Annotated in this window: 15 protein-coding genes; 9 read left to right on the top strand and 6 right to left on the bottom strand. The window is 59.8% G+C overall.

Annotation, left to right across the window (positions count from 1 at the left end):
- Window positions 1–15: 15 nt before the first annotated feature.
- Window positions 16–651 (bottom strand): YchE family NAAT transporter, encoded by a 636-nt coding sequence (locus BN1134_RS06555; protein WP_042046091.1) that lies wholly within the window; start codon window positions 649–651, stop codon window positions 16–18.
- A gap of 662 nt (window positions 652–1,313) precedes the next feature.
- Between BN1134_RS06555 and adhE the strand changes: the two genes are divergently transcribed.
- Window positions 1,314–3,989: a bifunctional acetaldehyde-CoA/alcohol dehydrogenase gene (gene adhE / locus BN1134_RS06560; protein ID WP_084214732.1), complete on the top strand. Its 2,676-nt coding sequence runs from the start codon at window positions 1,314–1,316 to the stop codon at window positions 3,987–3,989.
- A 111-nt stretch (window positions 3,990–4,100) separates the two neighbouring features.
- Window positions 4,101–5,336, top strand: coding sequence for a cyclic di-GMP phosphodiesterase (locus tag BN1134_RS06565; protein WP_042046094.1), 1,236 nt, complete (start codon window positions 4,101–4,103; stop codon window positions 5,334–5,336).
- Between the two features lie 193 nt (window positions 5,337–5,529).
- Here BN1134_RS06565 and BN1134_RS06570 read toward each other — a convergent pair whose 3' ends face one another.
- The 3 genes from BN1134_RS06570 to BN1134_RS19170 all read right to left on the bottom strand — a co-directional run bounded on the left by BN1134_RS06570 (window position 5,530) and on the right by BN1134_RS19170 (window position 8,407).
- Window positions 5,530–6,270: a YebC/PmpR family DNA-binding transcriptional regulator gene (locus BN1134_RS06570; RefSeq protein ID WP_042046095.1), complete on the bottom strand. Its 741-nt coding sequence runs from the start codon at window positions 6,268–6,270 to the stop codon at window positions 5,530–5,532.
- Window positions 6,271–6,356: 86 nt separating this feature from the next.
- Entirely contained in the window at window positions 6,357–8,123 is a 1,767-nt protein-coding gene (gene aspS, locus BN1134_RS06575) for an aspartate--tRNA ligase (RefSeq protein ID WP_042046097.1), read from the bottom strand.
- A 32-nt stretch (window positions 8,124–8,155) separates the two neighbouring features.
- Entirely contained in the window at window positions 8,156–8,407 is a 252-nt protein-coding gene (locus BN1134_RS19170; protein ID WP_084214733.1) for an FmdB family zinc ribbon protein, read from the bottom strand.
- 98 nt (window positions 8,408–8,505) lie between these two features.
- Between BN1134_RS19170 and BN1134_RS06580 the strand changes: the two genes are divergently transcribed.
- The 7 genes from BN1134_RS06580 (at window position 8,506) to BN1134_RS06610 (ending at window position 15,645) form a co-directional block, all read left to right on the top strand.
- Entirely contained in the window at window positions 8,506–9,366 is an 861-nt protein-coding gene (locus BN1134_RS06580; protein WP_042046098.1) for a DUF72 domain-containing protein, read from the top strand.
- Window positions 9,367–9,550: 184 nt separating this feature from the next.
- Window positions 9,551–10,282, top strand: a complete 732-nt coding sequence (cmoA, locus tag BN1134_RS06585; RefSeq protein WP_042046099.1) for a carboxy-S-adenosyl-L-methionine synthase CmoA — start codon at window positions 9,551–9,553, stop codon at window positions 10,280–10,282.
- A complete protein-coding gene (gene cmoB / locus BN1134_RS06590) occupies window positions 10,279–11,256 on the top strand; it encodes a tRNA 5-methoxyuridine(34)/uridine 5-oxyacetic acid(34) synthase CmoB (RefSeq protein WP_042046100.1) in 978 nt (325 codons plus the stop codon). Before cmoA ends, cmoB begins: the two co-directional genes overlap by 4 nt.
- Window positions 11,257–11,308: 52 nt before the next feature.
- Complete coding sequence (locus BN1134_RS06595) at window positions 11,309–12,100, top strand: ATP-dependent zinc protease family protein (RefSeq protein WP_042046101.1); 792 nt, start codon at window positions 11,309–11,311, stop codon at window positions 12,098–12,100.
- 3 nt (window positions 12,101–12,103) lie between these two features.
- Entirely contained in the window at window positions 12,104–13,630 is a 1,527-nt protein-coding gene (locus BN1134_RS06600; RefSeq protein ID WP_042046103.1) for an inactive transglutaminase family protein, read from the top strand.
- 1 nt (window position 13,631) lies between these two features.
- Complete coding sequence (locus BN1134_RS06605; RefSeq protein ID WP_042046104.1) at window positions 13,632–14,600, top strand: alpha-L-glutamate ligase-like protein; 969 nt, start codon at window positions 13,632–13,634, stop codon at window positions 14,598–14,600.
- Between the two features lie 136 nt (window positions 14,601–14,736).
- The gene (locus tag BN1134_RS06610) at window positions 14,737–15,645 is read left to right on the top strand and encodes a hydrogen peroxide-inducible genes activator (protein WP_042046118.1); all 909 of its coding nucleotides are present in this window, start codon (window positions 14,737–14,739) and stop codon (window positions 15,643–15,645) included.
- Between the two features lie 53 nt (window positions 15,646–15,698).
- Here the strand turns inward: BN1134_RS06610 and BN1134_RS06615 are convergent, their stop codons facing one another.
- Window positions 15,699–16,937, bottom strand: a complete 1,239-nt coding sequence (locus BN1134_RS06615) for a uracil-xanthine permease family protein (RefSeq protein WP_042046105.1) — start codon at window positions 16,935–16,937, stop codon at window positions 15,699–15,701.
- Between the two features lie 314 nt (window positions 16,938–17,251).
- Entirely contained in the window at window positions 17,252–18,967 is a 1,716-nt protein-coding gene (locus tag BN1134_RS06620; RefSeq protein WP_042046106.1) for an NAD-dependent malic enzyme, read from the bottom strand.
- Window positions 18,968–20,578 lie beyond the last annotated feature (1,611 nt).

Here is a 20,578-nt window from a genome sequence, read left to right on the forward strand (position 1 = left end):
CACACTCACGTGTGGTCACTGCAACACGGGGAACATCGCTTTAATACCGGCCACCATGATCTCGATACCGAGCGCCATCATGATAAGGCCCATGATACGGGTCACCACGTTGATACCGGTATTGCCCATCAGCTTGAACAGCAGGGGGGCGGCACGAAAGATGAGCCAGGAGCAGAACGAGAAGATCACCACCACGATGGACATGCCGATGAACTGCTGCCAGTGACTCTGGCTGGCATAGACGATCACCGAGGAGATAGCCCCCGGTCCCGCCATCAGTGGCAGCGCCAACGGCACCACGGCGATCGATTCACGGGCCGCCAGCTCGCCCTTTTCCTGCTTGTTGTGACGCACCTCGCCGAGCTTACCTTGCAACATCGACCAAGCGATCAGGGTGATGAGCGAGCCACCGGCAATGCGAAACGAGGCGAGCGAGATCCCGAAAGCATCCAGGATATGCTGGCCAAGAAACATGGAGACCAGCAGGATCACCATCACCGCCAGGTTGGCCGTCGTATTGGTCTTCATCCGCTCCACCGGCGTCTGATGGTTCGTCAGACTGACGAAGACCGGCAGCAACCCCAGCGGATTGATGATGGCGATGAGGCCGATGAAAAATTTCAAATAGAGAGAAAAATCGATTGCTGCCATAGCGTCCCGTTCACAGTCAGTCGGTAATGATCCATAAATCGCGCGTCAATCTACATCAAGCAGGCAGGCGGCACCAATGAGATAAACTGTGTATTCAGCCACCCGTCAGATAAGCCTGGCTAATGACATACAATTCATTAACCATCCACTGAGCCCCTCACTCCGATCAAATCGCTCACCTCGTAAGCAAATGCAACCGTGTATTTACAATCTTGGTGACCGCATCCAGTTGAGTATCACGAACGCTGGCCATCCAGGCCTCTCCATCATGGGTGACACGAGAGAACGTTATTAAATGACCAGTTCTCCTGCATTAGCCCCCGGATCACTGGATCGATTCAAGCTGGGTTCAGCCCGGACATGCTTATGTTACAACCCTATAATTCATTGTTTTAAATTAATTTTTTTTGCATCCACCAAAACCCTATCCCAGGTGGCTCGGTTGCTGAAAAGAAATTTCTTTTGTACTTTTGTTACACTTGACCAGGATCAAATTCTTCTCCCCCGCCCCCCCCTACAATCGATGTCGAAAGCGGTTTAATAAGCTATGCAATACCCCTGCGGGGGAGAATTTGGGTTGACACGGCATCTATACTTGCCGAACCTCGGATGCAGCGTCGTAGCAACGTCTTATTAAACAGTTTTCAAAAAATCATCAGGAGATGACATCTATGGCAGTAACCAATCTGGCAGAACTGGATGCACTGGTCGCCCGTGTGAAGGCAGCTCAACGCGAGTTCGCTACCTTCTCTCAAGAGCAAGTTGACCAGATCTTCCGTGCCGCCGCCCTGGCCGCCAACAACGCCCGTATCCCGCTGGCCCAAATGGCCGTTGAAGAGTCCGGTATGGGTATCATCGAAGACAAGGTGATCAAGAACCACTTCGCCTCCGAGTACATCTACAACAAGTACAAGGACGAGAAGACCTGCGGCATCCTCAGCGAGGATGACGAGTTCGGCACCATCACCATCGCCGAGCCGGTAGGTATCATCTGCGGTATCGTTCCGACCACCAACCCGACCTCCACCGCCATCTTCAAGTCTTTGATCTCTCTGAAGACTCGTAACGCCATCATCTTCTCCCCGCACCCCCGCGCCAAGAACTCCACCAACGCCGCTGCCAAGCTGGTGCTGGATGCAGCCGTTGCCGCCGGTGCCCCGAAAGACATCATCGGCTGGATTGATCAACCCTCTGTTGAGCTCTCCAACGCCCTGATGAAGCACGAAGACATCAACCTGATCCTGGCCACCGGTGGCCCGGGCATGGTGAAGGCTGCTTACTCCTCCGGTAAGCCGGCCATCGGTGTAGGTGCCGGTAACGTACCTGTTGTCATCGACGAAACCGCCGATGTGAAGCGTGCCGTGGCCTCCATCCTGATGTCCAAGACCTTTGACAACGGTGTGGTCTGTGCCTCCGAGCAAGCCGCCATCGTGGTTGACGCCGTCTATGACCAAGTGAAAGAGCGTTTCGCCACTCACAACGGTTATGTGCTGAGCAAGGAAGAAGCGGACAAGGTTCGTAAGGTCATCCTGATCAACGGCGCCATGAACGCCAATATTGTCGGCCAGCCGGCGACCAAGATCGCCGAGATGTCCGGCGTGACCGTGCCCCCCACCACCAAGATCCTCATCGGTGAAGGTCTGGAAGTGTGTGAAGCCGAAGAGTTTGCGCACGAGAAGCTCTCTCCGACCCTGGGTCTGTTCCGTGCCAAGGACTTCGAAGAAGCCGTCGAGATGGCCTGCAAGATGGTCAACCTGGGTGGTATCGGCCACACCTCCGGTCTGTACACCGACCAAGATCGCAACGCCGACCGCATCAAGTACTTCGGCGACAAGATGAAGACCGCCCGTATCCTCATCAACACCCCGACCACTCAGGGTGGTATCGGTGACCTGTATAACTTCGCCATTGCACCGTCCTTGACGCTGGGTTGCGGTTCCTGGGGTGGTAACTCCATCTCCGAAAACGTGGGTCCCAAGCACCTGATCAACAAGAAGACAGTCGCAAAACGGGCAGAAAATATGCTGTGGCACAAACTTCCGAAATCCATCTACTTCCGTCGTGGTTCCCTGCCGATCGCCCTGGGCGACCTGGAAGGTAAGAAGCGCGCCATGGTCGTGACCGACCGCTTCCTGTTCAACAACGGCTATGCCGATGAAGTAGTTCGTCTGCTCAAGGGCCTTTCGATGGAAGTGGAAGTCTTCTACGAAGTGGAAGCCGACCCGACCCTGACCGTCGTCCGTAAGGGCGCCGAGATGGCGAACTCCTTCAAGCCGGATGTGATCGTCGCCCTGGGCGGTGGTTCGCCGATGGATGCCGCCAAGATCATGTGGGTGATGTACGAGCATCCGGATACCGCCTTCGAAGATCTGGCCATGCGCTTCATGGACATCCGTAAGCGTATCTACAAGTTCCCGAAGATGGGCGTGAAGGCCGAACTGGTCTGCATCACCACCACTTCCGGTACCGGCTCCGAAGTCACTCCGTTCGCCGTTGTGACCGACGATGCTACCGGCGTGAAGTACCCGCTGGCTGACTACGAGCTGACCCCGAACATGGCCATCGTTGACGCCAACCTGGTCATGGGTATGCCGAAGTCCCTGTGCGCCTTCGGTGGTATCGACGCCGTGACCCACGCGATGGAAGCGTACGTCTCTGTACTGGCTAACGAATACTCCGACGGTCAAGCCCTGCAAGCCCTGAAGCTGCTGAAGGAGTACCTGCCCTCCAGCTACCTGAACGGCGCCAACGACCCGGTTGCCCGCGAGAAGGTGCACAACGCGGCCACCATCGCCGGTATCGCGTTCGCCAACGCCTTCCTGGGTGTCTGCCACTCCATGGCTCACAAGCTAGGTGCTGAGTTCCACATCCCGCACGGTCTGGCCAACGCCCTGCTGATCAGTAACGTCATCCGCTACAACGCGAACGACAACCCGACCAAGCAGACGGCGTTCTCCCAGTACGACCGTCCGCAGGCTCGCCGTCGTTACGCCGAAGTGGCCGACCACCTGGGTCTGACCGCCGCTGGTGACCGTACCGCCGCTAAGATCGAGAAGCTGCTGGTATGGCTGGACGAGCTGAAAGCCACTCTGGGCATCCCGGCCTCCATCCGCGAAGCCGGTGTGAACGAAGCTGACTTCCTGGCTGCCGTTGACCAGCTCGCCGTAGAAGCCTTCGATGACCAGTGCACTGGCGCCAACCCGCGCTACCCGCTGATCAGCGAGCTCAAGGCCATCCTGCTGGATACCTACTACGGCCGCCCTTTCACCGAAGGTACCGTAGCCGCAGAAGCGCCGAAGGCCGAGAAAGCGGAAGGTAAGAAGAAGAGCAAGGCCTGATAACCTCGCCTGAATAGATGAAAGCCCGCGCACTGCGCGGGCTTTTCTTTTGTGCCATCTCATTAACCTTGCTAGGTTTTATCTAACACGGCACAACAGAAAGGGGGGCGCATGGCGCTCATCCAGGCATCGATAGAGCAACTCAGGGTTGGGCACTACGTTCACCTGCCGGGGGGCTGGCATAACCACCCCTTTCTGTTCAACGCCTTCAAGATCAAGGACGAAGAGCAGCTCAACATCATCCGCCATTTAGACACCACCCTGCTGGTCATGGTGGATGTCGACAAGAGCGACCTTCCCTTGGCTGCGCTCATTGAAACTGAGCGCGAACCCACCCACTCACCCCAGCACGACGACAACCCGTTTACCTCTCCCCTGCCCCTGTTCGATGAGAAGGCATTTCGCCGCTCGATGCGGGTGGCCGAGAAAGCCTTCAGCCAGTCGGTTTCCGATCTGCGCAATGCGCTGGGAGCGCTCAACCTCAAGCCGGATGAGGGGCTCGCCAACACCGCCCAGATAGTGCGCAGCACCGCGGCTCAAATTGCCAACCATGAGGGGCCGCTTGGGTTGCACCTTATCCGTATCCATCAGGGCGATCCCCTGCTGCACCACAGCCTCAACGTCGCCTACCTGGCCATGTTGATGGGGCGTGAGCTAGGAATGGCTCCGATGGACATCGAAGCGGTTGGGCTGGCGGGGCTGATCCATGACATCGGCGAGCTGCGCATCCCCACGCAAATCACTCAAAAGCGAGGTGAACTCAGCAAGGCCGAGATTAACTTCCTGCGCATGCACCCCCAATACGGTTTCGACATGCTCAACCAACTTGATGCCTTTGAGCCCAAGATCCGGCTGGTGGCACTACAGCATCATGAGCGGCTCGATGGCAGCGGTTACCCCAAGGGGCTCAAAGGGGACGAGATTTCACCGCTGGCACGCATCATCGGGCTGACCGACCACTACGACGAGCTGCTGCACCCCAGAGCCAGCGGCCTGCCGGCCCCGCCCAATCTGGTGGTGGCCCAGCTCTACAAGCTCTCGGCAGGGCGCTTCGATCCCCATCACGTCAAGCTGCTCATCAAGCTGCTGGGGATCTACCCTCCCGGTAGCCTGGTGCAGCTCTCCGATGAGAGCCTGGCACTGGTGCTCTCCACCGAGCCGAGCAACACCCTCAAGCCGAAGATCCTCCCCTTTATCAAGGGGCAGAAACCGGAGGGGGTCAGCATGGTGGATCTCAAGGAGGACGAGCGCAGCATACTGCGCGCACTCTCTCCCGATGATCTGGATGACGCCCAGCGCCAGTTCTTCAACCTGACTCGCCGCTTTAGTTATTATTTCGCCTTCTGAGTTATCCCCAAAAGCTGGGGATAACTCATTGGACAAATCTGAATAATCCCCCTCAACCACCCATACCATGCCCTTGCCGGCCATGGGCAAAAAAACATCAGCAGATGAAGGGGTTATCCTCTTCAGAACCGAAACCGTCCGCCGACAATAAAAAAGGCAGCCAGATGGCTGCCTTTTTTGCGTCGCGTGGCCCTTACAGGGTGGCGGCGATCTCGTCGGAGATGGAGCCGTTGTGGTACACCTCCTGCACATCGTCCAGATCTTCGAGCATGTCGATGAGGCGCATCAGCTTGGGCGCGCTGTCGGCATCCAGCTCGGCTTCGGTGGAGGGGATCATGGTCACTTCGGCGTTCTCAGCCTTAAAGCCGGCCGCTTCCAGGGCATCGAGTACCACACCGAAGTCGTTCGGGGTGGTGTACACCTCGATGGTGTCATCCCCTTCACTCAGCACGTCGTCGGCACCGGCTTCCAGCGCCGCTTCCATCAGGGCATCCTCATCGGCACCGACATAGGTCAGCACACCCTTCTTGCTAAACAGGTAAGAGACAGACCCATCGGTACCCAGGTTGCCGCCGCTCTTGCTAAAAGCGTGGCGCACTTCGGATACGGTACGGTTGCGGTTGTCGGTCAAGCACTCGACCATGACGGCGGTACCGGCCGGGCCGTAGCCTTCGTAGATGATGGTTTCGAGCTGATCACCGTCGCCATCGCCGGCGCCACGAGCAATGGCGCGGTTGATGGTGTCGCGGGTCATGTTGTTGGACAGGGCGGCTGCCACCGCGGCACGCAGGCGCGGGTTGTTGGCAGGGTCGACGTCACCGATACGCGCCGAAGTGGTGATTTCACGGATCAGCTTGGTGAAAATTTTGCCGCGCTTGGCGTCCTGAGCCGCCTTACGGTGTTTGATGTTGGCCCATTTACTGTGACCTGCCATAAAAACTCTCCGTTATACTCTTTGAATTTCAATGATTTAACTATTCAGTAAAACTGAACGGGCCGCACTCAGTGCGGCCTCGTGCCTTACTCGTCTGCCGGAACCGTGCTGGCAATCGCCAACTCACCCAGTTGGGCCGGATTGGCAAAACTCGGGGCGTCGGTCATCAGACAGGCCGCCGCCGTGGTTTTCGGGAAGGCAATGACGTCGCGGATGTTCTCGGTGCCGGTCAGCAGCATGCTGAGACGGTCGAGGCCAAACGCCAGCCCCGCGTGAGGCGGAGTACCATACTTGAGCGCATCGAGCAGGAAGCCAAACTTCAGACGCTGCTCTTCCGGGGTGATGCCCAGAATGTCAAACACGGTGGCCTGCATCTCACCGCTGTGGATCCGCACCGAGCCGCCGCCCACTTCGTAGCCGTTGATGACCATATCATACGCGTTGGCATAAGCCGCCAACGGGTTGGCCTTGAGCTCGCTCGGGCTCAGGTTGCTCGGCGCGGTGAAGGGGTGGTGCATCGCAGCCAGACCGCCTTCGCCATCTTCCTCGAACATGGGGAAGTCGATGACCCACAGCGGCTTCCAGCTCTGCTCGAGCAGACCCAGATCGCGGCCCACCTTGAGGCGCAGGGCGCCCATGGCATCGCACACAACCTTCTTGCTGTCGGCGCCAAAGAAGATGATGTCGCCATCCGCGGCGCCGGTGCGGGCCAGGATCTCGCGCACGATGGCGTCGGTGAGGAACTTGGCCACCGGGGACTGTACCCCTTCGATGCCGTTGGCAGCTTCGTTGACCTTCATCCAAGCCAAGCCCTTGGCACCATAGATGCCGACAAACTTGGTGTACTCGTCGATCTGCTTGCGAGACAGCTCGGCGCCGCCCGGTACCTTCAGCGCCGCCACGCGGCCCTTCGCATCATTAGCCGGGCCGGCGAACACGGCAAACTCGACCGCGGTCAGCAGATCTGCCACATCGACCAGCTCCATCGGCAGGCGCAGATCCGGCTTGTCGGAGCCAAAGCGGCGCATCGCCTCGTCAAAGGTCATGATCGGGAAGTCGCCGAGATCCACGTTCAGCACGTGCAGCCACAGCTTGCGGATCATCTCTTCCATGATTTCACGCACCTGAGGCGCGGTCATGAAGGAGGTCTCCACATCGATCTGGGTGAATTCCGGCTGGCGGTCGGCACGCAGGTCTTCGTCACGGAAGCACTTGACGATCTGGTAGTAACGATCGAAGCCAGACATCATCAGCAACTGCTTGAACAGCTGCGGAGACTGCGGCAGGGCGTAGAACTTGCCCTTGTGCACCCGGCTCGGCACCAGGTAGTCGCGCGCCCCTTCCGGCGTGGCCTTGGTCAGCATGGGGGTCTCGATGTCGAGGAAACCGTGCTCGTCCATGAAGCGACGCACGAAGGCGCTGGCCTTGGCACGGGTCTTCAGATACTTGGCCATCTCGGGGCGACGCAAGTCCAAGTAGCGATACTTGAGGCGGGCCTCTTCGCTGTTGACCTGATTGAAGTCGATGGGCAGCGGCTCGGCGCGGTTGATGATGGTCAGGGTGTGGCCAAACACCTCGATGGCACCGGTCGCCATCTCGCCGTTGCGCTGGGACTCCGGACGCAGACGCACCACGCCCTCCACCTGGATGCAGAACTCGCCGCGCAGCTCGGACGCCTGGGCAAATGCCTCCGGCTTGTCCGGATCGAAGAACACCTGGACGATACCCTCGCGGTCGCGCATATCGATGAAGATGAGGCCACCCAGATCGCGGCGACGGTGCACCCAGCCACAAAGAGTAATGGTCTGCCCTTCATGGGCCTCGTTGACCTGTCCGCAATAATGTGTGCGCATGGACTTCTTCCTTCGAAAATGATGAGAGACGGTTAACCCAGAGTCGCCGGGCACGACTGGCAAGCACCGTCTGCATCGCAGCTGGCCAGATTCTTTTTCCTGCCCGGTTTGAAATTGGTCTCGTACCGCCCCGCGCCCTTGGGCCAACAACCGGCCGCAGAGACAATGTTGACCAGGGCGCTCTGATGGCAAGAGGGGCGGCTGGTCAGCGGGACGTCAGATAGCTTTTGCAGTTTCGCAAATTCCCGACCACTGTCATCGCAACGATATGGGTAGATAGGCATGGGTCACAAGAATTTGGTCACAAAAGGGGGCACATTATAGAGGAAAAGCCCACTCCGGGTAAAATGGCCCGATGCACCTCCCAGCGGGAATTCTGTCCATGCCTCTTTATATTGGCCTGCCTCAATGGAGCCACAGCGCCTGGCCCGGTCATCTGCTCGGCCGCGCCACCCGACCGAGCGACCATCTGGCTGACTACGCCAAGGTGTTCAACGCCATCGAAGGCAACACCACCTTCTATGCCAATCCGAGCCCCGATACCGTGCAGCGCTGGCGTGACGCCACCACCGACGCCTTTCGCTTCACCTTTAAATTCCCCAAGACCATCAGCCACCAGAGCGAGCTGCTCGGCATGGAGCGGGAGGTGAGCGCCTTCATCCAACTGCTCGCCCCGTTGCACGAGCGCCTCGGTTTGCTCAAGCTGCAACTGCCAGCCAGCTTCGGCCCGGCCGGCCTGCCCCGTCTCGAGGCGTTCCTCCGGCAGCTGCCAGCAGACTTTGCCTATGCCGTCGAGGTGCGCCACCCCGATTTTTTCGCCAAGGGGGAAGCCGAGCGAGCCCTCAACCGCCTGCTGATCGAGCGTGGCATCAACCGCATCATGCTCGACAGCCGGCCGCTGTTCTCGGTGCCGGCCACTCTCGCGGCAAAGAGTGCAGCCATGATCGAGGCCCAGGGCAAGAAGCCGCAGCTGCCGGTCCATGTGCTGGCGACCGCCGAGGCGCCGGTGGTGCGCTTTATCGGCCTGCCCCAGCCAGAGCAGAACCACCGCTTCCTGCAACCCTGGCTGCCACGCTGGCGAAGCTGGCTTGATGAGGGCAAGACGCTCTACCTCTTCATTCACACCGCCGACAATGCCCACGCCCCCGAACTGGCCCGCCAGGTGGCCACGGCACTCGACCAGCCCCTGCCCCCTTTTGTGGGAGAAACCGATTGCGCCCAACAAGGGATTCTCAACTTTTGACGCAACCGGACGCGCCAGCACTTTTTTTACTGTGAGCCGGGTCACCTCCCAAGACAAACGGGGGACGATCCTCTACACTAGCGCCCCGTTGCCCATTGTGAATCCGGTTCCCACCGGCGATGGGCAGGACCGCGCACATTACCCGAATATCGGTTGCCCGACAGCGGCAATCAGGTTGCACGACATGCACTCCAAAGATCAGATTTTTGCCGCCCCGATCGACCGACTGGGGGACTTCTGCTTCGACGAACAGGTCGCGGAAGTGTTCCCGGACATGATCCAGCGCTCCATTCCGGGCTACAGCAACATCATCTCCGCCATCGGCATGATGGCCGCTCGCTACGCCCGCCCCCATACCCGGCTCTACGATCTCGGCTGCTCCATCGGCGCCGCGACCCAGTCCATGCGCCGCCATGTCACCGCCGAGGGCTGTGCCATCACCGCCGTGGATCTCTCAGCCCCCATGATAGAGCGGGCCCGCAAGCACCTGGCCTCCTTCAAGGGGTTGCCGGTCGAGCTGCGGCAAGGAGACATCTGCGAGACCCCCATCGAGAATGCCTCTGTGGTGGTGCTCAATTTCACCTTGCAATTTCTCGAGCCGGCCGCCCGGCTGGCCCTGCTGCGCCGCATTCATGAAGGGCTGGTGCCGGGGGGCATCCTGGTGCTGAGCGAGAAGTTTCGCTTCGAAGATGAGCCGGTCAACGAGCTGCTCATCGACCTGCATCTCGACTTCAAACGCGCCAATGGCTACAGCGAGCTTGAGATCAGCCAAAAGCGCAACGCCCTCGAAAACGTGATGCGCACCGACTCCATCCCGGTCCACAAGGCCCGCCTCCATGAGGCCGGTTTTGCCCATGTGGATCTCTGGTTCCAATGTTTCAACTTCGGCTCACTGGTGGCCATCAAGCACGCATGATCGACTTTGCCAACTTCTATCAACTGATCGCCAAGACCCGGCTCAGCCACTGGCTGCATACCCTGCCAGCCCAACTGCACGCCTGGCGCCATGACAACCAGCACGGGGACCTGCCGCGCTGGGAGCGCGCCCTGGCCAAGCTGCCGCAGGCAGCGGCTACCCCTCTGGATTTGCAGCACGCGGTCTCCGTTGGCAGTGAGCAGAGCCTGAGCGAAGGGGAGCGCAAGAAGGTCGAGAGCCTGCTGCGCCACCTGATGCCCTGGCGTAAGGGCCCTTTCCATGTGCACGGCATTCATATCGATACCGAGTGGCGCTCTGACTGGAAGTGGGATCGCGTGCTACCGCACCTGTCGCCGCTGGCCGGCCGCTATGTGCTGGACGTGGGCTGCGGCAGCGGCTATCACCTGTGGCGCATGGTGGGAGAAGGCGCCAAAATGGCGGTTGGCATCGACCCGAGCCCGCTGTTTTTGTGCCAGTTCGAGGCGATTCGCCACTTCCTTGGTCACGACCCGCGCGCCCACCTGCTGCCCCTCGGCATTCAGGAGCTGCCCGCCTTACGCGCCTTTGACACCGTCTTCTCCATGGGGGTGCTCTATCACCGCAAGTCCCCCATCGAGCACATCGAGCAGTTGCGCAACCAACTGGTGGATGGCGGCGAGCTGGTGCTCGAGACCCTGGTCATAGACGGCGACGAGAACCAGGTGCTGATGCCCGAAGATCGTTACGGCAAGATGCGCAATGTCTGGTTCATCCCCTCCAGTCGCGCCCTCAAGCGCTGGGTGGAGCGTTGTGGTTTCGAAGATGTCAGGATTGTCGACGAGAATGTGACCAGCACCGACGAACAGCGTCGGACCAGCTGGATGATTAATGAATCCCTGAGCGACTATCTGGATCCTGCCGATCCGTCGCTCACGGTGGAAGGATACCCGGCGCCCAAGCGCGCCGTACTGATTGCCCGCAAGGCCAAGGACTAGCCGTCGTCAGCAAGGATAGTTACACTGACCCCATTCCAGGAAGCCCATCTAAATGAAGCACATGAACAGCACACTGAAAGGTATGACCCTGCTCTCGATGTTCACCCTGGGCGGGTGCGTCGCCATGAACAAACCAGCCACGCCGCCCCCGGCCACCCTGGCCGAGATCAAGAGTGAACTCTCCCTGAGCGAGCAGCGGGTGCACTCCTCGCTGGCGCTGCAACAAAAGCAGCTGATCCAGCAACAGTCTGATCTGATTGCGCGGCTGACCAACGATCTCAAGCAGATGAAAGAGAGTGTGAACAAGGTGGATGACAAACTTGCAAAGCTGCCGGACGCCTCGCCCAAACCGGTCGTGGTCACACCGGCCAAGTGCCCTGCCCCGGCGCAGGGACATACTCTGGATGGCAAGCTGCTGGTGGGCGAAGCCGAATGGATTTGGGTTGATGCCGCCAACGACGCCTTCCAGGCCCGGGTCGACACCGGCGCCACCACCTCCTCCATCAGCGCCCAGGACATCACCATCTTCGAGCGCAACGGCAAAAACTGGGTGCGCTTCTTCCTGAGCCATCAGGATGCCGAGGATCGCATCCAGATCGAGGCCCCGCTGGTGCGCCACGTGCGCGTGCGCCAGGCTTCTGCCGACGATCTCGATCGTCGTCCCGTGGTGCGCCTGGCCGTGCGCCTCGGCGACATGACCGAGAAGGCCGAGTTTACCCTGAAAGATCGCAGCGACATGGCCTTCCCCGTGCTGCTCGGTCGTGAGTTCCTCAAAGACATCGCCGTGGTCGACGTGGCCCGCGAATACATCCAACCCAAACCGCAGCTCAAGGATGTGAAGTAATCCATGGTTTCGCGCAAGCCCTTCTACCTGCTGGTCGCCCTGCTCTATCTGGTCGGCCTTGGCATGACTATCTATCACCACGTCGCTCTGGACGTCCCGCTCACTCCGGGTGAGAAGCGCCAGATCTGGTCTATCGAAGCCAAACTGGAGTTTGACGCCACCGGCGAGCCGGTCATCGCCTCGTTGGCCATTCCCGGTACCCAGGAGGGCTTCACCCTGATGAACGAGAATGCCGCCAGCCCCGGCTACGGTCTTTCGTTTGTCGAGAAGGGGGGCGATGCCCGCGCCGAGTGGTCCATCCGGACCGCCGCCGGCCGCCAGGAGCTCTACTATCGCGTCGACATGATGGCGGACGCCTACGCCAAGCCCGCCTTGTTGCCGCAGCCGCCGGCGATTGAGAAAGAGATCGAGAGCGAGCCGTATGCCACCGCCATGGCCCAGATTCTCGAGCGCGCCCAAGAGCGCTCGGCTGACCCTTATACCCTGACCCGCGAAATCATCAAGGAGATGGACAATCAGAACCAGAACGCCGAGCTGCTGAAAAACCACAAGCGCCGCGCCAACCTGATTGCCCAGCTGCTCAATAACGCCGATGTGCCCGCCCGTGTGGTGCATGCGCTGCAACTCGAGGATGGCCGCCGCCGCCAGGAGCTGGTCGACTACCTGCAAGTGTTCAGGGGCAAGGAGTACCAGCTGTTTAATCCCAAGAGCGGTGAGCAGGGCCAACCGGCCAACCTGCTGCTGTGGGAGTACAACTCGGGCTCGCTGCTGGACGTGACCGGCGGTCACAACTCCCGCGTCACCTTCTCGATGATCGAGCAGGAGCAACCGGTTGGGGTCGCGCTGGCCAAGAAGTACGAATCCTCCGAGTGGCTCAACTTCTCCATCCACAGCCTGCCCCTTGAAGAGCAGACCCTGTTCAAGGGGCTGCTGCTGATCCCCATCGGCGTGCTGATGGTGGTGTTCCTGCGCGTCATCGTGGGGATCAAGACCTCCGGCACCTTCATGCCGGTGCTGATCGCGGTGGCCTTCATCCAGACCCAGCTGATCACCGGTCTGGTGGGCTTCCTGCTCATCGTCGGCACCGGTCTTATCATCCGCTCCTACCTATCGCGGCTCAACTTGCTGCTGGTGGCGCGAATATCGGCGGTCATCATCATGGTGATCTCGATGATCGGTATCTTCTCGGCGCTGGCCTTCAAGCTCGGCCTGACCAACGGCATGAAGATCACCTTCTTCCCGATGATCATCCTCTCTTGGACCATTGAGCGGATGTCGATCCTGTGGGAAGAAGAGGGTCCGAAGGAAGTGGTCAAGCAGGGGGGCGGCTCGCTGCTGGTGGCGGTCATCGCCTATCTGGCCATGGATAACGAGCTGATCCGTCACCTGACCTTCAACTTCCTCGGCCTGCAACTGGTGCTGATGGCGACCGTGCTGCTGCTGGGTAACTACACCGGCTACAAGCTGAGCGAACTCAAACGCTTCAAGCCGCTGGTGGACGAGATGAACGCCGACAAGGACAAGCGCTAACATGTGGCCCTGGGAAAAGTACACCTGGCCGTGGAAGCTGTCAGAATGCGGCATTCTCGGCATGAACAAGCGCAACCACTCCTACATCAGCCGCTACAACCCGCGCAGTCTCTACCCCTTGGTGGATGACAAGCTCAAGACCAAGCGGATCTCCCTCGATGCGGGGGTGACGGTGCCGGATCTCATCGGCACCATCACCGAGCAGCACGCGGTGAGCCAGATTGCCCAGATGGTCGAGGCGTGGCCGGGCTTTTGTATCAAGCCGGCGCGCGGCTCGGGCGGCAAGGGGATCTTGGTGATCCTGCGCCACGAGGACGGGCTCTACTACAAGCCCAACGGCAGCGCCGCCACCGCTCAGGATCTGGAGCGCCACGTCTCCAACATCCTGGCCGGCCTCTATTCGCTCGGCGGCAAGCCCGACAAGGTGCTGGTTGAGAACCTCATCAACTTCGATGACGTGTTCGATGGCTACTCCTTCGAGGGGGTGCCCGACACCCGGGTCATCATCTTCAAGGGCTTCCCTGTGATGGCCATGATGCGGCTGTCGACCGCCGCCTCGGATGGCAAGGCCAACCTGCACCAGGGGGCGGTCGGCGTCGGCCTGTGCCTGCGCACGGGTCGGGCGCTGCGCGCAGTGCAGTTCAACCAGCCGATCCGCCACCACCCGGATACCGGACTCGACCTGTTCGAGCTCAAGGTACCCCACTGGGATACCCTGCTGACGCTGGCAGCCTCCTGCTACGAGATGTCGGGGCTCGGCTACATCGGCACCGACATGGTGCTCGACAAGCAGCGTGGCCCCATGCTGCTCGAGCTCAACGCCCGGCCGGGGCTGGCGATCCAGATCGCCAACGGTCGCGGCCTGGTGCCCAACCTCAAGGCGGTCGAAAAGCTCGGCAACACCAAGATGACGGTGCCCCAACGCATCGCCTTCGCCAAAGAGCACTTCGGTGTCTTTGACGACGAGTAACGTCGTGATACGAGGGCGCCACTAGGCGCCCTCGCTGCATTTGTTCCCCCCTCCCCCCCACCGGTCGGGACAATCCCCCAATCCCGGTGATAGAGTAAGCCGCAAGACATTCGCCATGGACTCTATCGGTTTCTCTATGCAACGTTGGCCCAGCCTGAAGCAACTGCACTATCTCGTCGCTCTGGACGAACACAAGAATTTCAACCGCGCCGCCAAGGCGTGCCACGTCAGCCAGTCGACCTTGAGCACCGGGATCCAGAATCTCGAGGAGATGCTCAACCTGCAACTGGTCGAGCGCGATCACAAGAGCTTCATCATGACCCCCATCGGCATCGAGATGGTCGAGCGGGCGCGCAACCTGCTCTCCGATGCCCGCGACATGATGGAGCTGGGCCAGAACCAGGGCGGCGTGATGCAGGGCATCATCCGTCTCGGCTGCATCCCAACCATCGCCCCCTTCCTGCTGAGCCGGCTGGTCAAGGCGTGCAGCCAGAGCTACCCCGAGCTGGAGCTGCTGCTGCGCGAAGACACCACCGCCAACCTGCTCAAGCAGCTCGAGCAGGGGGAGCTGGATCTGCTGATCCTGGCGCTGCCCATCGACGTCGGCGGCTTTCACTGCAAGAAGGTCGGCAGCGATCCGTTCAAGATGGTGATGCGCAAAGAGATGGCGGCCACCCTGCACACCCCGTTTGAGTACAAGGAGCTGCCCGATCAGAGCATCTTCCTGCTCGAGCGGGAGCACTGCCTCACCGATCATGCGGTGAGCGCCTGCCAACTGCGTGAGAAGGACAAGATCAACCCGTTTGCCGCCACCAGCCTGCACACCCTGGTGGAGATGGTGGGGGCCGGCCTTGGCACCACCTTCCTGCCGCAGATGGCCATCGACGCCGGCATCCTCAGCAACACCGATCTGGTGGCGGTGCAGCCGCCGGGGGAGCAGGCCTCCCGCGAGATAGGCCTAGTGTGGCGCCCGAGCACCACCCGGGTGCAGACCTTCTACAAACTGGCCGAGCTCATCAGCCCGCTGGTCTGCAAGCGGGATTAAGATAAGACGCATAAAAAAAGCCACCCTAGGGTGGCTTTTTGCATTCAGGGCTTTCAGTCGCGGGCGGAGGCGATCTCGCCCTCTTCCGAGTGCTGCGGCAGGATCAGGTTGAGCACGATGGCCACGATGGAAGCAAAGCCCACGCCGGCCAGGGCGAAGTCACCGATTTTCAGCTCCAGCGCACCGATGCCGACGGTCAGGGTGATGGCGACGATAGCGATGTTGCGGGCCAGGCCGAGATCCACCTTGGCCTCGATCAGGGTCTTGAGGCCGATGGCGGCGATGGAGCCGAACAGCAGCAGCATGATGCCGCCCATCACCGGCATCGGGATCGAGGTGAGCAGGGCGTTGAACTTGCCGAAGAAGGCCAGGATGATGGCGAACACCGCCGCCCAGGTCATGGTGACCGGGTTGAAGTTGCGGGTGATCATCACGGCACCGGTCACTTCCGCATAGGTAGTGACAGGGGGGCCACCGATGAGGCCGGCAAAGCAGACGCCGAAGCCGTCACCGGCCAGGGTGCGGTGCAGGCCCGGCTCCTTGGTGTAGTCCTTGCCGGTCACGCCACCGATGGCCATCACGCCGCCGATGTGCTCGATGCAAGGGGCGATCGCCACCGGCAACATGAACAGAGCGGCAGCCCAGTTGATCTCGGGGGTCACGAAGTGGGGCATGGCGAGCCAAGGGGCATTGACCATGCCGTCAAAGCTCACCTCACCCATGAATACGGCCACCACATAGCCGACCACCACACCGCTCAAGATCGGGATGAGCTTGATCCAGCCGCGGCAGAAGACGGCGGCGATCAGGGTCACGGTGAGCGAGATGCCGGCCAGAGTCAGGGCGGTGGAGAGCGGAATCACCTGCTGCCCCCCGGCGCGGCCCATGGCCATGTTGCAGGCCACCTGGGCCACCGAGAGGCCGATCACCATGATGACAGGGCCGATGACCACCGGCGGCAGCAAGCGGTTGACCAGCCCCATGCCACGCACCCGGATGATGCCGGCCAGGATGAAGTACATGAAACCGGCGGCAAACAGACCGAACATGGTCGACGGCAGGCCCCAGGTCTGGGTGGCATAGATGATGGGCGCGATGAAGGCGAAGCTGGAGCCGAGGAAGATCGGTACCTGGCGACGGGTGCAGAGCTGGAACAGCAGGGTGCCGACACCGGCGCCGAGCAGAGCCATGGAGGGGTTGAGCCCGGTCAGCAGGGGTACCAGCACCATGGCGCCGAAGGCCACGAACAGGATCTGGAGCCCGGCGACGCTCTGTTTGATGGAGGAAAACATGGTTATCCTTAGCGTTTTCGTCGATAGGTCTGGAAATTTACCTTTTCTACCGACTCAGGATTCTTTCCTGACCAACTCGCCCCATACCTGGTGAAGAGTTGACCTTATCCTGCTTGTGAGGGGGCATGAAACCGCTATTTTGGAGGGTATTCGCTGCTGCAAGCATCGAGAACGCGATTTTACGCACTTAAATTCGGGCTGGCAATCGCTTTCCATCGTGTCTGAGTGCCGTCATGCTGACGAAACCACCCGCGGATTCCGCTCGGAACCTAACAAAAAGGCTGCCCGTGGGCAGCCTTTTTCATGATGTGAACCTAAACCCTGCGATAGGGCAGATAGACCGGCTCCCACATGTGGCTCAGCAGGTGCTGCTCGAGATCCTGGCCGATCAGCGGATGGGTCGGGTTGCGGCGCACTATCTCCTTGAGCACGGCGGTCGCCACCTGCACCGAGATGCGGCGCAGATCGCCAATGGGCGGGTAGACCGAGCCCTGCTCCATGTCCTTGATGCCGACACACTCGGCCAGCGCAAAGGCCGCCGTGGTGAACATGTCAGGGGTGATTTCGCGCACCTGACCGACGATGGCCGCCAGCCCCACACCGGGGAAGATGAAGACGTTGTTACCTTGGCCGATGCGAATGCGGCGCCCTTCATACTCCACCGGCGGGAACGGGCTGCCGGTGGCGACGATGGCCCGCCCCTGGCTCCAGCGATAGATATCCTCGGGCAGCGCCTCGCAGTTGGCGGTGGGGTTGGAGAGCGGGAACACCATGGGGCGATCGCTGTGCTCGAGCATCAACTGAATGTGCTGCTCCTGGAAGGCGCCGCCGGCGCCGCTGGTGCCGAGCAGCACGGTGATCGGCACGTGACGCAACACCTCGGTGAGGTTGGCCTTACCCGGCACCTCGGTCTGCCACTGCTCGAGCAGGGCGCACGGCTTGGCGTACCGGCGCTTGTACTCGTCGAGCCCCTCGCGGCAGTCGCACACCAGCCCCTGGGTGTCGAGGATATAGATGCGATCGCGCGCCGCCTGCGGCTCGAGCCCTTCATAGATAAGGCCGGCGCAGATCTGATCGGCCACCCCCACCCCACCGGCACCGGCGCCATAGACCAGATAATTTTGCTGACTCAGGGTCTCGCCCTTGGCCCTGACCGCACCGATGATGCCGGCCAGCACCACGGCGCCGGTGCCCTGGATGTCATCGTTAAACGACGGCAGCTCCTGCTGGTAACGGGCCAGGTTGTTGAAGGCGTTGGATTTACTGAAGTCTTCCCACTGCAACACGGCGTTGGGGAAGTGGCGCTTGACCCCCTGCACGAACTTCTCGATGAACAGCTCATACTCCTTGCCGCGCATCCGCTTGTGGGTGCGGCCCAAGTACATGGGATCATCGAGCAGCTTCTGGTTGTCGGTGCCCACATCGAGGGCAATCGGCAGGCAGCAGGCGGGGTGAATGCCGGCCGCCAGGGTGTAGAGGGCCAGCTTACCGATGGGAATACCCATGCCGCCCACCCCCTGGTCGCCGATGCCGAGGATCCCCTGGCTGTCGGTGACGACGATGATGCGAATGGACTTGGCATCGAAGTGGCGTGCCTGACTGCCCATGTCATCGACATTGTCGGGGGTGATGTAGAGGCCGCGCGGCTTTTGGAAGCGGTGGCTGAACTCCTGGCACGCCTTGCCCACGGTCGGGGTGTAGATATAGGGGGTCATCTCCTCCACATGGCGCGACAACAGGGCGTAGAAGAGGGTCTCGTTTCTGTCTTGCAAGGCGCGCAGGTTCTGGTACTTCTCGATGTCGCTACAGGCGCTTTTGAACCCCTCGTAGACCCGCTCGAGCTGGGCCTCGAAGGTCTGCTCCTGGGGCGGCAGCAGGCCTTCCAGCTCGAAGTCGGCCCGCTCCTGCTCGGTGAAGGCGGTGCCCTTGTTGAGATAGCGGTTGTTCAGAAGATCGGTTCCGGTCAGGGAGACGGGACGAAATTCATTGCCCTCTGCATCTTTCCAGAGCAGATATTGTCCAGTTGCCATAGTCGTTCTCTTATTGAGGGTGAAAGGCCTGCGGCCGAAAGCACAAGACTAATAATAAAATCAATCATATGACGTTTAACTGCCCGGTTCTGTGAGCCGGGGCATAAACTCCCCGCCCTGCTCCCCGACGCGCCGCCCCCTGTCGCCGCGCGGGGTCTCGCCGACCCGAGCCGGGAAAGCCGCCGCCCAAGTGGCCCCCCATGAGCCATCACCGCCACGCCCCTTTCGATGAAAAATGGCCGCCGGCCATGGCGCGGTATTGGTGATCCGGCTCAAAAAACGGTACTTTTTTGATGACTTGCTCATTGACGCCACTCGCCCAGCAGGGCTCATTTGTTTACCATCCTACCCCGAACTCCATTGGGCCGCGATGGGTTCCCCCCATGCCGTTTAATGGAGCGCGTTGGAAGCTAGATCCACGGGCGGTAGCGTGGGACTTCCCGGTGGCACCAAAGGATGTGGCCCCCCCAGCGTGGCCCCAACATGGGCGAGAACGGGATACCCAGCGGTTCGCCCAAGGACAAAGAGATCGATGCGCTATCGCCGCGCCCAAGCCAGCGGAGCTTGTTGGTTCTTCACCGTCAATCTGCCAACCGCCAGCAAGATCTCCTGATCCGCCATATCGCTCTGCGCCATGTTAAGCCGCGCCATCCGTTGGCGCCTTGATAAAAGCCAGTTTCTCCCGCGCCCTGTCCAAGACAGCGCGGATAAGAGAGAGCTGGCGCAAAAAGCGGGAACGCGGCATCTGGCAGCGCCGCTATTGGGAGCATCTGATCCGAGCTGAGAGGAATTGACAGGCCCACGTTAATTACATCCATTCCAACCCGGTCAAACACGGCTATTGCGCTGCGCCGGTCGATTGGCCTTACTCCTCCCCCCATCTTTATACCCGACGAGTATGGATAAGGAGCGATTGGGCCGTGGCTAGGGATCTGACGTGACAAATCGGCAAGGAGGCGCGTCAATATCACGGTGCGACGTGGCAACGATAAACGCATTTATTGGTACACGTTGGGCTTCACCTCGTTCAGCCACAACCTACAGTCCTAATTAACCATGTAGGTTGGCGATGCGCTTACGAAATCCAACATGCGAGATAATAAAAGTGCTGATTTTAGATGACGCCAACAGGGCTTTAGACTATGAACCCGAGGTGAATCTAATCGCTAGATTTACAGAGATAGCGAAAACTCACAGATTAAACTCACTCACTAGGTGAGATAGGGTGATTAACCATTCATAATGGACATGTATGATATCATATTACAATAGTACCTACGAAATTGAAATGTATCTTACCCTCGGCATTGTTACATTGTTATTTATATTCTTTATTAAAAAATCAAGAGCTAAGTATAGGGCAAGGTATTACAAGCCAGCAAAAATTTGTCACGGTGCGCTGCTGCTTATTATTAATGTTCTTTTTGAGTGTATTTATAGGTTGTTTTTTGTATCCCAGCATGAGATTGGTGCGTCAGTGTTTGTAGCTTATTGGCTACCTCAAATCATATACTATTTATGCCTCATTACCGTACTGCTGGCACTTTCATCTATATATGGACTCTTCATATGGCCTGATGTTAAAAACGCGATTAATGAAAAACGTTCATC

The organism is Aeromonas simiae, from assembly GCF_000820125.1.
In the GTDB taxonomy this organism is placed as follows: domain Bacteria; phylum Pseudomonadota; class Gammaproteobacteria; order Enterobacterales; family Aeromonadaceae; genus Aeromonas; species Aeromonas simiae.

What these genes read in the sequence shown, in the direction of transcription:
- BN1134_RS06555 (WP_042046091.1), bottom strand. Translation starts at nt 651, where the DNA reads ATGGCAGCAATCGATTTTTCTCTCTATTTGAAATTTTTCATCGGCCTC.
- adhE (WP_084214732.1), top strand. Translation starts at nt 1,314, where the DNA reads ATGACATCTATGGCAGTAACCAATCTGGCAGAACTGGATGCACTGGTC.
- BN1134_RS06565 (WP_042046094.1), top strand. Translation starts at nt 4,101, where the DNA reads ATGGCGCTCATCCAGGCATCGATAGAGCAACTCAGGGTTGGGCACTAC.
- BN1134_RS06570 (WP_042046095.1), bottom strand. Translation starts at nt 6,270, where the DNA reads ATGGCAGGTCACAGTAAATGGGCCAACATCAAACACCGTAAGGCGGCT.
- aspS (WP_042046097.1), bottom strand. Translation starts at nt 8,123, where the DNA reads ATGCGCACACATTATTGCGGACAGGTCAACGAGGCCCATGAAGGGCAG.
- BN1134_RS19170 (WP_084214733.1), bottom strand. Translation starts at nt 8,407, where the DNA reads ATGCCTATCTACCCATATCGTTGCGATGACAGTGGTCGGGAATTTGCG.
- BN1134_RS06580 (WP_042046098.1), top strand. Translation starts at nt 8,506, where the DNA reads ATGCCTCTTTATATTGGCCTGCCTCAATGGAGCCACAGCGCCTGGCCC.
- cmoA (WP_042046099.1), top strand. Translation starts at nt 9,551, where the DNA reads ATGCACTCCAAAGATCAGATTTTTGCCGCCCCGATCGACCGACTGGGG.
- cmoB (WP_042046100.1), top strand. Translation starts at nt 10,279, where the DNA reads ATGATCGACTTTGCCAACTTCTATCAACTGATCGCCAAGACCCGGCTC.
- BN1134_RS06595 (WP_042046101.1), top strand. Translation starts at nt 11,309, where the DNA reads ATGAAGCACATGAACAGCACACTGAAAGGTATGACCCTGCTCTCGATG.
- BN1134_RS06600 (WP_042046103.1), top strand. Translation starts at nt 12,104, where the DNA reads ATGGTTTCGCGCAAGCCCTTCTACCTGCTGGTCGCCCTGCTCTATCTG.
- BN1134_RS06605 (WP_042046104.1), top strand. Translation starts at nt 13,632, where the DNA reads ATGTGGCCCTGGGAAAAGTACACCTGGCCGTGGAAGCTGTCAGAATGC.
- BN1134_RS06610 (WP_042046118.1), top strand. Translation starts at nt 14,737, where the DNA reads ATGCAACGTTGGCCCAGCCTGAAGCAACTGCACTATCTCGTCGCTCTG.
- BN1134_RS06615 (WP_042046105.1), bottom strand. Translation starts at nt 16,937, where the DNA reads ATGTTTTCCTCCATCAAACAGAGCGTCGCCGGGCTCCAGATCCTGTTC.
- BN1134_RS06620 (WP_042046106.1), bottom strand. Translation starts at nt 18,967, where the DNA reads ATGGCAACTGGACAATATCTGCTCTGGAAAGATGCAGAGGGCAATGAA.